Consider the following 11,633-nt stretch of genomic DNA (forward strand, 5'->3'; position numbering starts at 1 on the left):
GCGCTGTCCCGGCTGACTCCGGTGAAGGAGTACTGGGCGGACGGCGTGGCCACCCCGTTGCGGACGAGGTAAGAGGTACGGGTACCGCTGTAGGTCACCGGGCCACCCCAGTTGTCGTCCTGCAGCGCGGTGAAGGACACGAGCACCTCGCCGCGCCTCGACGGTTCGCAGGTGTAGCCGGACCGGGTGGAGATGCCACCGCCTTCGTACAGGCCGATGCCCCGACCGTCCGGAGTGGACACGATGCGCAGGTGGTGCCCGTCGAAGTCGAAGACGCCCATGGAGGTGGTGTTGGCACCGACGCTTCCGGTGACCACAAGCTCGGCTTTGCCGTCGGCGTTCATGTCGGTCACGCGCAGCGGCTGGACACCGGTGTATTCGTCCGTGGCCAGGTTCGCCTGCACGACCTGCCCGCTGATGTTCGCTTCGAGCAGGGACATCGTCGGGCTCGTCAGGCTGAGCGAGATGTTGTCCAGTGTGCCGTTCCCGTCCAGATCCGCTTGTGCGGTAACGCTTTGCGGTGCCGCCGACGCGACACCCGCGGTCGAGAAGGCCAGCGCCGCGACGACGACCCCCGTGGTGGCCGCGATCTTCTTGGCGTGGTTTTTGATCCCCATGATGTGACTCCCCAGTTTCGCGTGGACCGGGATCCCGGTCCACGCCCCCATTCAAGTGCCGTGGTGATTGCCACGAACTTGCTTTCGGGTAGAGAGACGTGCGCTGCCCGGCGGGGTGCACCGCCGGTGAAATCAATCACCGGGAAGCAACCCCGGTGACGCGGGCACGTCTGAAAAGACAAGCGTCCCAACAAAGTAGGCCTTCGCGAACGCCGGGCGTCGCTGATCAGGTGGGTGGGCGGACTCGGCGGTGGCGGATGGGGTCGTCGGCGTTGAGGCGGCCGAGGACGGCGGTGAGCAGCGCGTGAGCCTCGGCGACGCGGCCGGCGCCGAATTCCTCGGCCAGTTCCGCGTCGAGCGCGGCGCGGTGGACACGGGTCGCGCGCACCGCGGCATCGCCGTGCTCCGTGAGGTGCAACAGTTTTATCCGCGCATCGTCGGGCGACGGCTTCCGCACGAGGACACCACGGCGTTCAAGATCGGCGACGGCTTTGGACGCGGCTTGCTGGGTCACGCCCATCCGCTCGGCGAGCGCGGTGATCGACAGCGGCCCGGCCAGGACGTGCTGAATCACGACGCCGTCGTTGAACCGCAGCCCGTCGAAGCCGTCGGCGGCCAGGCGGCGCTGGACCTCGTCGGTCATCGCCCAGCCCGCGAACAGAGCGACCAGTGACAGATCGAGCCGCGGTACCGTATTATCCACAACCATGGTTGTGGATACTAGCAGGGCCGCCCTCCTCGACGACTTCGTCCGGATCGCCCACCGCATCGTGTGGTGCACGCTCGTCACTGTCGACAGCCGGGGCCGCCCGCGCTCCCGCGTGGTGCATCCCTACTGGGAGCGCGACGAAAACGGCGTCACCGGCTGGGTTTTCACCCGCCCCACCCCGCTCAAGATCGCGCACCTCGGCCGCACGCCGTACGTCTCGTGCTCGTACTGGGACCCCGCGCACGAAGTCGCCGTCGCCGAGTGCGACGCCGAATTCGCCGACGACGAACCCACCCGCCGCAAAGTGTGGGACCTTTTCGCCGCCGCGCCGGAGCCCCTCGGCTACGACCCGCACATCCTGGGCGCCGACGACCACCGCGACGAAAAGATCATCGTGCTCAAGATGACGCCGTGGCGGCTCAGCACCGCCGCCGATTCCTGGCAGCGCGGTCAGCTCACCGGCGTCAGCGCGTCTTCGGTCAGCACCTGATCCCCCACCGACACGACAAGCCGTCCCCCGCTGATCGTGTAGCGGTATTCGCCGTTCGCCGCGACGAAACCATCGCCCGACGGCTGCGCGGGCAGCGTGATGTGGGTGTCGGCCGAGGGTGCGGTGTTCCGGGCCTGGCCGTCGTAGAACATCTGCCCGTCCCCCGTCTGGCAGATCGTGATGAACGACTTCTCCGTCTGCGCCACGAGAAGCGCGGTGCCCTCACCACCCGGCAGGTACTGGGCTGTGGCTGTTGGACAGGGCTTGCTCGCCGCACTCGTAGAGGTGGTGGGGGTCGACGGTGACGTCGTGGCCATGGTCGTCGACGTGGTGGTTCTCGTGCTCGGCGGAATCACGGGGTTGGTGTAGACCGGGATCTGGGCCACGGGTTTGACCGGCTCCGGCCGGTTCGCGGCGATCAGGATGGTCGCCCCCATCGTGGCCGCGGCGACGAGCACCAGGGCCAGCAGCACCCACAGCGACCGCGACCGCTTCGACGTCGGCGGCGCGGGCTCACCGCACACTCGGCACGCGCGGGCACGGGCGTCGTTGCCGTTGCCGCACCGCTCGCAAGTCCAGGGTGAACCCGCCATCGGGCCTCCTTCGGCCTCGGCGCGCCCACCACGCCGATTTCCCCATTGTCACCGACCAGGAGCCCTCGCGCGATGGCCAGTGCGCAGAGCGCGTGGGTCGACCCTGCCGACGTTTGGATCGGCCTCGGTTCCGGGTATAAGTGCGCCGTGGCCGCCACCTATCTCCTTCCCGTCACCACCGCTCTGTACCTCTTCCCCCTAGTGGCTTTCCTGATCATGCTTCCCGCGGCTTTCCTCAGCTACCGCCGCCGTGGGCGCGCGGGCGGCTGGGCGACGGTGGTCCTCTACACCTTCGTGTTCTATCTGCTGGCCATCGCCATGCAGACCGTGATCCCGTTGCCGAGCAACGCCGGCTACTGCACCGGGCACACCTACGCCAGCACCCCACAGCTGCGGCCGTTCTACTTCATCGAAGTGATCGAGCAGCGGGCCCGCGGCCGGTGGAGCCCCGGCGCGATACTGCACAACCCGGCGATCTGGGGCACCGTGCTCAACATCGTGATGCTGTCCCCGCTGGGCCTGTTCCTGCGCTACGCCAACAAAATGCGCCTGGTGACGACCGTGCTCGCCGGGTTCGGCCTCTCGTTGCTCTTCGAGCTCACCCAGCTGACCGGATTGTGGTTCGTCTACCCGTGCCCGTACCGGCTCTTCAGCGTGGACGACCTGATCCTCAACACCGCCGGTGTCCTCGTCGGCTGGCTGATCGCCGGGCCGCTGATCAAGGTGCTCCCCGCGCTGGCCCCCGACGGCGACCGGAAGCGGTTCGCCGCCAAGGTGACGCTCACGCGGCGATTGCTGGCCTTCATCACCGACATCTTCGGGTTCGCCATCCTGCTCGCGTTCCTGTTCGGGCTGCTCACGTTGTTCGGCCAGGACACCGACCACCAGGGCGTGGCGATCCTGATCCTGGCGTTCGTTTGGTTCGTGCTGGTGCCGACCATGACCGGGTCCACCCTCGGCAAGCGGGCCATGCTGCTGCGCGTCGAGAAGACCAGCGGCCGCCGAGCGGGGCCGATCGCCCTGCTGATCCGCAACGGTGTCCTGCTTTCACCGCTGTGGTTGACGTGGCTGCTGCTCGACCTGGACCGCTGGGACATCGGGAACCATCCCGAGCAGCTGCTGCTCCCGGTCGGCCTGCTGCTCTCGGGTTTCGTCATGCTGGTCTGGACGCCGCTCGCGGTGCTGTTCGACGACGAACGCCGGGCGCCCTACGAACGGTTCTCGCGCACGATCAACGTCGCCATCCTCCCGCCCGGCCTCAAAGTGTCCACAAAGGACAAGACCGAGCTGGTTCCGACGCACCCGAAAGGCGAGTGATTCAGCGTGCGCCATCTTTCGACAGATGGCGAAGGGTCTCCTCACGCGCCGGTTTGGCCGGGGACGACGAGTCCCGATTCGTAGGCGGTGACGACGGCTTGGGTCCGGTCCCGCAGGCCCAGTTTGCTCAACACCCGGCTCACGTGGGTCTTCACCGTCTCCTCCGTGACGACGAGCCGCGCCGCCACCTCCGGATTGGACAATCCCTCGGCGACGAGCCGCAGCACCTGCGTCTCCCGTGGTGTGAGCGCGGCAAGCGCCGCGGCGGGCGGAGTTTCCCGTTGGGGGCGCAGACGGGAGAACTCGCTGATGAGCCGCCGCGTGACCGTCGGCGCGAGCAACGCCTCCCCGTCGGCGATGATCCGCACGGCGTCGAAGAGCCGCTCGGCGGTGACGTCCTTGAGCAGGAAGCCGCTGGCGCCCGCCCGCAACGCGTCGTAGACGTACTCGTCGAGATCGAACGTCGTGAGGATGAGGATCCGCGGCGCGCCGGACGCGGCGAGTTGCCGGGTGGCTTCGATCCCGTCCATGCCGGGCATCCGGATGTCCATCAGCACGACGTCGGGGCGCAGTTCACGGCAGATCCGCACGGCCTCGGCGCCGTCGCACGCGGTGCCGACCACGGTGAAATCCGGCTGCGTGTCCAGCAGCGCGGCGAATCCGGTGCGGACGACGTGGTGGTCGTCGGCGACGACGATCCGGACGGCGCTCATGTGGTTTCCCCGGTTGTGCCCGGCAAAGTGGCTTCGACCATGAACCCGCCGACGGCGGCCGGGCCGGCGCGCAATGTGCCCCCGACAGCGGCGGCGCGTTCGCGCATCCCGGTCAGCCCGTGACCGCCCGTCGACGGAGACGGCCCGGGCCCGTTGTCCCGGATCCTCAGCCGCAGGGCTTCACGGGTGTACCGCAGTTCGACGTCGACGGCGACCCCGGGCGCGTGCCGCCGGGCGTTGGTCAGCGCTTCCTGGATGATGCGGTACGCCGCGAGCTCGATCCCGGGATCGAGCGTGACCGGCGCGCCCGAGACGATGAGCCGCGTGCCGGCACCGGAGGTTTCCCTTGCCTCGTCGATAAGTTCGTTGAGCTGCCCTAAACCCGGCTGAGGCTGTCGCTCGGCGACTTCGGTCCGGGCGTCCTCGCGCAGCACGCCAAGCAGCCGCCGCATCTCGATGAGCCCGGCCCGCGCGGTGTCCCCGATCTCCGAAAGCCGGTGTGCCCCGGCAACAGGCATGCCGGGAGTGGTCAGCCGGGCCGTCTCCGCCTGCACGGAGATCATCGAGATGTGGTGCGCGACGACGTCGTGCAGCTCGCGGGCGATCCGCGCCCGTTCCCCGCGCGCGGTGTGCTCGACCAGCCTGCCCGCGACGGCCTGCCGCGCGGCGTGATGCACCTGGGCCTCCCCCTGCGCCCGCCGCGCGATCCCGGCCCAGGCCACCGCCGGGCCCAGCGAAGCCAGCAGCACCACCAACACCGACGGCCGGATCAAGGCGAGCACCAGGAACGGCACGGCCAGCGCCGTCGGCAAGACCTGCGCGCCGGTCCGGCCAAGCCGGTACAACACGAACAGCTGCCCCACCAAGCCCGCCACCGACAGCCCGTCGAACAGCGCGAGCGACAGCACACTCGCGACAGTCACGGCCACGGCGGCCGGGACCGGGTGCAGCAATACCAGCGGCACCGTCGTGGCCAGCGCGAGCAGGCCCAGCGCCAGGCCGGACTGCAGGCTCGCACCGACGACGACGCTCCGCACGACCGACTCCGCCAGCGCGGCGAACACCAGCGCTCCGGCCATCGCGTTCCGCCACCCAGTTGTCACGATGACCATTGTCGTCGCAGGACGGCGCACCGGCGTCCCCACGGCCAGCGACACGCGCATCCCCCACAGGAGTGACATACGGCGTCGCCCCTCCCCAGGCCAGCGACTTCCAGGACGGCTCTTCGGCGTGACGACCGGAAGCCGGGCGTTTCCTAGGGTTCTCACCATGGAAGCAACCATCGAAGTTTCCGGACTGCGCAAGCGGTTCGGGCCGACCCTGGCGCTGGACGGGATGACGTTCACGCTGCGGCCCGGCAAGGTCACCGGCTTCGTCGGCCCCAACGGCGCCGGCAAGTCCACCACTATGCGGGTCATCCTGGGCCTCGACGCGGCCGACGAGGGCCAGGCGCTGATCGGCGGCAAGCCGTACCGGAGCCTGCGGCACCCGCTGCGCCAGGTCGGGTCGCTGCTCGACGCCGCCGCGCTGCAGCCGAGCCGCACCGCCCGCAACCACCTGCTGTGGCTCGCGCATTCGCAGGGTCTCGGCGCGCGCCGGGTCGACGAGGTCGTCGAACAAGCCGGGCTCGGTTCGGTGATCCGGCGGAAGGCGGGCGGCTACTCGCTCGGCATGCGGCAGCGGCTCGGGATCGCCGCGGCGCTGCTCGGCGACCCGCCGATGCTCATGCTGGACGAGCCGTTCAACGGGATGGATCCCGAGGGCATCGTGTGGATGCGCGGGTTCCTGCGGTCACTGGCCACACAAGGGCGGGCCGTGCTGGTCTCCAGCCACCTGATGAGCGAGCTCGAAGACACCGCGGACCAGGTGATCGTGGTCGGCCGCGGCAAGGTCATCGCCGACACCGCGGTCGCCGACCTCATCGCGGAGGCGTCCGGCGACCGCGTCACGCTGCGCACCTCCGGCCGCACGCAGGCGATGACGGTGCTCGCCCGGGCAGGCGCCACGGTCGCCGCGACCGGGCCCGAGACGCTCACCGTCACGGGGCTCGCGGCGGAACGTGTCGTGGCGGTGCTCGGCGAGAACGGCGTGCCGTTCTCCGAGGTGTCCGCGCACCGCGCGTCGCTGGAGGAGGCCTACATGGAACTGACCAGGGACGCGGTCGAGTTCCGCGCCGCCACCGCCGAGGAGAGCCTCCGATGAGCGCTGCAACGCCTCAGCCGTACCGCTCCGAACTGCGCCCGGGGCGCGACGGGTTCGCGCAGCTGCTGCACGCGGAGTGGACGAAGTTCCGGACGGTCCGCGGCTGGGTGTTCGGCCTGGTCGCCGCGGCGGTGGTCACCGTGGCGGTCGGGCTGCTCGGGCCGGCGGGCAGCAGTTTCGAGTGCAGCGGCCCGAACGGTCAGCCCTGCGGGGACCACACCCCGCCGGTCGGCCCGGGCGGAGAAGCCGTGTCCGACCGGTTTTCCTTCGTGCACCAGCCGTTGTCCGGCGACGGCAGCATCACCGCCGAGGTGACGTCGTTGACCGGCGACGACGCACCGGGTGTCGAGCCGTGGGCCAAAGCCGGGATCATCCTCAAGGAGAGCACCAAACAGGGCTCGGCGTACGCGGCGATGATGGTCACCGGTGAGCACGGCGTGCGGCTGCAGCACAACTTCACCGGGGACACGGCCGGCCCACCGGGCGCGGTCTCCCCCGGCTCACCGCGCTGGCTACGGCTGACGCGCTCCGGCGACACCTTCACCGGCTCCGAATCCACCGACGGCACGAAGTGGAACGTGGTCGGCACAGTCACTTTGCCCGGACTACCGTCCACTGTGGAGGGTGGGCTGTTCACCGCCTCCCCCGAGCACGTGGTGACCACGCAGTCGTTCGGCGGAGCCGGCAGCGAGGGCGGCTCGACCAGTGCCACCGCGACGTTCGACAACGTCGGGCTGCAGGGTTCGTGGCCGCGCAGCGCGTGGACCGGTGACGAGGTCGGCGGGCAACCCGGCGGCCTCGGTCAGGCCGCGGGGTTCCAGCAGCCCGGCGGCAGGTTCACCGTGAGCGGGTCGGGCGACATCGTGCCCGCCGTCGCCGGACGGGGAAGCACCAGCAAGACGATCGAAAACGGCCTGGTGGGCGTGTTCGCCGGACTGATCGCGGTGATCGTCGTGGCGGCACTGTTCATCACCGCCGAATACCGGCGAGGGCTGATCCGCACCACGCTCGCCGCCAGCCCGCGGCGCGGCCGGGTGCTCGCCGCGAAAGCCGTCGTGCTCGGCGCGGTCACCTTCGTGACGGGCTTGATCGCCGCCGCTGTCTCGATCCCGCTCGTCGGAGCGCTGGAGCGCGCCAAGGGACTCAACGTGTTCCCCGTGTCGGCGCTGACCGAGCTGCGTGTCGTCGCCGGAGCCGCGGCTTTGCTCGCCGTGAGCGCGATCCTCGCCATGGCCGTGGGAACGATGGTGCGACGCAGTCATGGAGCGGTCACCCTCGTGATCGTGGCGGTCGTCCTGCCGTACGTCCTCGCGGTGGCGTCGGTGCTGCCCACGGCCGCGTCGCAGTGGCTGCTGCGGTTCACCCCGGCCGCGGGCTTCGCGATCATGCAGAGCATGCCGGAGTACTCGCAGGTCCTCGCCGACTACACGCCCGCGGATGGCTACTTCCCGTTGACGCCGTGGGCCGGTTTCGCCGTGCTGTGCGGGTACGCGGTGCTCGCGCTCGGCGTGGCCACCTTCCTGCTGCGGCGGAGGGACGCGTGATCCTGCGAGACGTTCTGCACGCGGAGTGGACCAAGCTGCGGACGCTGGTAGGCACGGGCTGGCTGCTGGTCGCGGTCGTCGTGCTGACCACGGGACTCAGCGTGGCGGCGGCCGCCGCGACCGAGTGCCGCGGCACGGGCTGCGGCCTGGACGCGGCCAAGGTCAGCCTCACCGGGATCACCGTCGGCCAGGCTGTCGTCGTGATCCTGGCGGTGCTGACCGTCAGCGGCGAGTACGGCACGGGCATGGTCCACGTGACGTTCGCGGCGATGCCGCGCCGGGCCACCGTGCTCGCCGCGAAGGCGCTCGTCGTCAGCGGGCTGGTCGTCGTGGCCGGGACCGTGGCGGTGCTGACGTCCGTGCTGGCGGGCCGGTTTATCCTGCCCGGCAACGGTTTCACCGTCGCACACGGCTACCGGGCACTGTCGCTGGCCGACGGTCCGGTGCTGCGCGCGGCCGCCGGTTCGGTGCTCTACCTAGTGCTGATCGGCCTGCTCAGTCTCGGGGTCGCCGCCGCGGTACGGGACGCGGCGGCGGCCATCGGGGTGGTACTCGGGCTGCTGTACCTGTTCCCGATCGTCATCACCGTGGTCGGGGACCCGGACTGGTACCGGCGGCTGCGGCAGATCGCGCCGATGAACGCCGGCCTGTCCGTCCAGGCCACGGTCGACCTCGGCAGTCTGCCGCTCAGCCCGTGGGCGGGCCTCGGCGTCCTGACCGTGTGGGCCGCGGGCGGGATGCTCGCCGGAGGCTTGGTGCTCAGGCTGCGCGACGCCTGAGCTCAGGGGCGCACGGTCTCCGGCGCGGTGTCCAGGCGGCCGGTGCGCGCCGCCCAGCGCTCGAACACCACGGTGCCGAACGGCGGGATGCTCACCACGAGCGCGAGGACCGTGGTGCGGAAGTCCCAGCGCAGCGGTCCTCGCGCCAGCACCGTGACGAGCAGGTAGCCGACGAAGATGACGCCATGGATCGGGCCGAAGACCTTGACCCCGATCTCGTTGCCCACGACCACGTACTTGAACAGCATGCCGAGCAGGAGTCCGGCCCAGGACACCGCTTCGGCCAGTGCGAACAGGCGGAAACGTCCGGCGGGGCTGGTGAGCACTGAGCTCTCCCTTCGTTGGGCGGTATGTCCCATTGTGGCGACACCGCCCGCAGGGAGGTTCACCGGGTCGTGAGTGTTTACGAGTGTTAGAACACTTGTCGCCACTCACGACCCGTGCTTCAAAACCCGGCACGAGATGCCTTGCGAGCGCCGAGAGCGTAGTCGACGGCGGCTTCGGCGTGCAGGCGGGTCGTCGGGAAGGTCGGCACGGGGCTGTCCTCGGGGCCGACCAGCAGCTCGATCTCGGTGCAGCCGTAGATGACGCCCTCGGCTCCGGCGTCGGCCAGCCCCTGGATCACCTCGCGATACGCCTTGCGCGACTCCTCGGTCACGACACCCAGCACGAGCTCGTCGTAGATGATCCGGTGCACGGTCTCGCGGCTGTCTTCGCCGGGCACGAGCACCTCGAGTCCGTGCGCGGCAAGGCGTTCAGCTCACGCCCGGCGTCGTCCCACCGGCCGTCGGCCTGCATGGCCTCGATGGCGGCGAAGTCCACGGAGTACAGCACGGTGTGCGCCGAGTGGAAGCCGCCGAGCCGCTCCCGGACGCGCTCGTTGACCAGCCGGTAGTACTCGGCCGAGGACTCCCAGCTCATCCCGCCCAGCAATCCGATGACCTTCATGGCGCCATCATGCCGGAACACCTACGTCGAGAGGCGTAGTCGCGAAGCCGCTCACGGGCGGACGCGCCGAAGCCCGCGATGGCGGAAGGTTTCCGTCATGAGTAATCCGGTCGAAACCAGCGAGCTGACGAAACGCTACGGGCGGTCCGTCGCGGTCGAGAACCTGAACCTGACCGTGCCCTCCGGCGAGGTCTACGGGTTCCTCGGCCCGAACGGCGCCGGCAAGACGACCACGCTACGGATGCTGCTCGGGCTGACCCGCCCGACTTCGGGCAGCCTGCGCGTGTTCGGCAAGACACCCAGCGCCGGTTACCTGTCCCAGGTCGGCGCCCTCATCGAAGGCCCGGCGTTCTACCCGTACCTGTCCGGGCTCGAGAACCTGCGCGTGCTCGCCGGGCACGCGGGCGTGCGCCGCACCCGGGTCGACGCCGTGCTGGAGACCGTCGACCTGGCCGAGCGCGCGAAAGACAAGTACCGCACCTATTCCCTCGGCATGAAGCAACGACTCGGGCTCGCGGCGGCACTACTGAAGGACCCGCGGCTGCTCATCCTGGACGAGCCGACCAACGGACTCGACCCGGTCGGCATGGCGGATATGCGGACGCTGCTGCGCAAGCTCGCGGCCGAAGGCGTCACCGTGCTGCTGTCGAGCCATCTGCTCGCCGAAGTGGAGCAGATCTGCGACCGCTTCGGCGTGATCACGAACGGCCATCTGGTCGCCGAGACCACCATCGCCGAACTCCGCGCCGGTGGGACCCTCCGCGTCCGCGCCGAGCCGTCCGACCGCGCGAAGACGCACCTGGTCTCGCTCGTCGGCGCGGCCGCGGTGCACGCCGACGGTCCCGCGTTCGACGTCCGGGTCGCGCCGGGCGAAGCGGGCCGGATCAACACCGCACTCGTGACCGCCGGGGTGTCGGTCCACGAACTCCGCTGGCGTGAGCCGGATCTGGAACAGAACTTCCTCGAACTGATCGGAGACGATGATCATGCTGGGTGACCTCCGCGCCGAACTGAGCAAGCAGCTCCGGCGGCCGTCCAGCTGGCTGCTGCTGGCCGTCGCCGTCGTGCTGAGCCTGACCTTCGGCTACCTGATTCCTTATGCGGGCCTGTCCGGCGCCACGTCGGGCCCGCCGGGCTCCGGCCGCGGCCTCGCGTCGATGTTGCCGGACGCCTTCGTCGGCAGCGCGCTCGGCGGGCTCCCGGTGTTCGTCGGCGCGCTCGCGCTCATCTTCGGCGTGCTCGTCGCGGGGAGCGAATACGGCTGGGAAACCTGGAAAACCGTGCTGACGCAAGGGACTTCGCGGTTCGCCGTGTACGGCGCGAAACTCGTCACCCTGACGGTGGGCGTGCTGGTCCTGGTGGTCGCGCTGTTTGCCGCGTCGGCCGGAGCGAGCGCTTTGGTCGCCGTCTTGCAAGACCAACCACTGCATTGGCCCGCGGTCACCGATGTCCTCAAAGGACTCGGCGCGGGCTGGCTGATCACGATGATGTGGGGAACGCTGGGCGTCGCGCTCGCCGTGGTGTTCCGTTCGGTGGCGCTGCCGATCGGGCTCGGGCTGGTGTGGCTACTCGCCGTGCAGAACCTGCTGACGTCCATCGCGGCACCGCTGCTGACCTGGATCGCCGAAGCACAGAAGGGGTTGCCCGGGCCGAACGCCGGGGCGCTGGTCGCCGGGCTCGGCGCCTCGACCACCACGCCAGGCGTGTCACAGCTGGTGGGA

General features: G+C 69.9%; 13 protein-coding genes and 1 pseudogene. 7 read left to right on the forward strand and 7 right to left on the reverse strand.

Translation table 11 applies throughout. The annotated features are described in order from the left end of the window. Both VGP60_RS15490 and VGP60_RS15495 read right to left on the reverse strand, forming a co-directional pair. On the reverse strand, positions 1-617 hold a 617-nt coding region (locus tag VGP60_RS15490), incomplete at its 3' end, for a hypothetical protein (protein ID WP_327548696.1). Between the two features lie 226 nt (positions 618-843). Next, complete coding sequence (locus tag VGP60_RS15495; protein ID WP_327548697.1) at positions 844-1,326, reverse strand: MarR family winged helix-turn-helix transcriptional regulator; 483 nt, start codon at positions 1,324-1,326, stop codon at positions 844-846. Here VGP60_RS15495 and VGP60_RS15500 point away from each other — a divergent pair. Next, positions 1,325-1,816 carry a pyridoxamine 5'-phosphate oxidase gene (locus VGP60_RS15500; protein ID WP_327548698.1) on the forward strand — a complete coding sequence of 164 codons (492 nt, stop codon included), beginning with the start codon at positions 1,325-1,327 and terminating at the stop codon, positions 1,814-1,816. The two genes, VGP60_RS15495 and VGP60_RS15500, sit on opposite strands and share 2 nt — an antisense overlap. Here the strand turns inward: VGP60_RS15500 and VGP60_RS15505 are convergent. Further along, on the reverse strand, positions 1,777-2,409 hold the full coding sequence (locus tag VGP60_RS15505; protein WP_327548699.1) for a hypothetical protein: 633 nt from the start codon (positions 2,407-2,409) through the stop codon (positions 1,777-1,779). The genes VGP60_RS15500 and VGP60_RS15505 overlap by 40 nt on opposite strands. A gap of 72 nt (positions 2,410-2,481) precedes the next feature. Here VGP60_RS15505 and VGP60_RS15510 point away from each other — a divergent pair, with 72 nt between their 5' ends. Next, positions 2,482-3,726: a VanZ family protein gene (locus VGP60_RS15510; RefSeq protein ID WP_327548700.1), complete on the forward strand. Its 1,245-nt coding sequence runs from the start codon at positions 2,482-2,484 to the stop codon at positions 3,724-3,726. A gap of 41 nt (positions 3,727-3,767) precedes the next feature. Here the strand turns inward: VGP60_RS15510 and VGP60_RS15515 are convergent, their stop codons facing one another. Both VGP60_RS15515 and VGP60_RS15520 read right to left on the reverse strand, forming a co-directional pair. Then, entirely contained in the window at positions 3,768-4,439 is a 672-nt protein-coding gene (locus VGP60_RS15515) for a response regulator transcription factor (protein ID WP_327548701.1), read from the reverse strand. Continuing rightward, positions 4,436-5,542 (reverse strand): sensor histidine kinase, encoded by a 1,107-nt coding sequence (locus VGP60_RS15520; RefSeq protein WP_327548702.1) that lies wholly within the window; start codon positions 5,540-5,542, stop codon positions 4,436-4,438. Before VGP60_RS15520 ends, VGP60_RS15515 begins: the two co-directional genes overlap by 4 nt. Positions 5,543-5,708: 166 nt before the next feature. Here VGP60_RS15520 and VGP60_RS15525 point away from each other — a divergent pair, with 166 nt between their 5' ends. From VGP60_RS15525 to VGP60_RS15535, 3 genes are read left to right on the forward strand one after another with little or no spacing between them, the layout of a single operon-like run. Next, on the forward strand, positions 5,709-6,641 hold the full coding sequence (locus VGP60_RS15525; RefSeq protein ID WP_327548703.1) for an ABC transporter ATP-binding protein: 933 nt from the start codon (positions 5,709-5,711) through the stop codon (positions 6,639-6,641). Then, a complete protein-coding gene (locus VGP60_RS15530; protein WP_327548704.1) occupies positions 6,638-8,185 on the forward strand; it encodes an ABC transporter permease subunit in 1,548 nt (515 codons plus the stop codon). The genes VGP60_RS15525 and VGP60_RS15530 overlap by 4 nt, the downstream gene beginning before the upstream one ends. Then, positions 8,182-8,964: an ABC transporter permease gene (locus tag VGP60_RS15535; protein WP_327548705.1), complete on the forward strand. Its 783-nt coding sequence runs from the start codon at positions 8,182-8,184 to the stop codon at positions 8,962-8,964. Before VGP60_RS15530 ends, VGP60_RS15535 begins: the two co-directional genes overlap by 4 nt. A 2-nt stretch (positions 8,965-8,966) precedes the next feature. On the opposite strand, the gene VGP60_RS15540 is transcribed toward VGP60_RS15535, so the two are convergent. Then, positions 8,967-9,290, reverse strand: a complete 324-nt coding sequence (locus tag VGP60_RS15540) for a DUF3817 domain-containing protein (protein ID WP_327548706.1) — start codon at positions 9,288-9,290, stop codon at positions 8,967-8,969. A gap of 119 nt (positions 9,291-9,409) precedes the next feature. Next, a pseudogene (locus tag VGP60_RS15545) lies at positions 9,410-9,912 on the reverse strand (aspartate/glutamate racemase family protein). Positions 9,913-10,009: 97 nt separating this feature from the next. Between VGP60_RS15545 and VGP60_RS15550 the strand changes: the two are divergent. Then, entirely contained in the window at positions 10,010-10,909 is a 900-nt protein-coding gene (locus tag VGP60_RS15550; protein ID WP_327548707.1) for an ABC transporter ATP-binding protein, read from the forward strand. After that, on the forward strand, positions 10,899-11,633 hold a 735-nt coding region (locus VGP60_RS15555; RefSeq protein ID WP_327548708.1), incomplete at its 3' end, for an ABC transporter permease. The genes VGP60_RS15550 and VGP60_RS15555, both read left to right, overlap by 11 nt.

The sequence above is a fragment of the Amycolatopsis sp. genome (assembly GCF_036008905.1).
In the GTDB taxonomy this organism is placed as follows: domain Bacteria; phylum Actinomycetota; class Actinomycetes; order Mycobacteriales; family Pseudonocardiaceae; genus Amycolatopsis.

Bases quoted from the DNA above. Each gene is read 5' to 3' on its own strand.
- VGP60_RS15500 (WP_327548698.1), top strand. From the start codon at position 1,325: ATGGTTGTGGATACTAGCAGGGCCGCCCTCCTCGACGACTTCGTCCGG.
- VGP60_RS15550 (WP_327548707.1), top strand. From the start codon at position 10,010: ATGAGTAATCCGGTCGAAACCAGCGAGCTGACGAAACGCTACGGGCGG.
- VGP60_RS15530 (WP_327548704.1), top strand. From the start codon at position 6,638: ATGAGCGCTGCAACGCCTCAGCCGTACCGCTCCGAACTGCGCCCGGGG.
- VGP60_RS15510 (WP_327548700.1), top strand. From the start codon at position 2,482: ATGGCCAGTGCGCAGAGCGCGTGGGTCGACCCTGCCGACGTTTGGATC.
- VGP60_RS15515 (WP_327548701.1), bottom strand. From the start codon at position 4,439: ATGAGCGCCGTCCGGATCGTCGTCGCCGACGACCACCACGTCGTCCGC.
- VGP60_RS15505 (WP_327548699.1), bottom strand. From the start codon at position 2,409: ATGGCGGGTTCACCCTGGACTTGCGAGCGGTGCGGCAACGGCAACGAC.
- VGP60_RS15495 (WP_327548697.1), bottom strand. From the start codon at position 1,326: ATGGTTGTGGATAATACGGTACCGCGGCTCGATCTGTCACTGGTCGCT.
- VGP60_RS15525 (WP_327548703.1), top strand. From the start codon at position 5,709: ATGGAAGCAACCATCGAAGTTTCCGGACTGCGCAAGCGGTTCGGGCCG.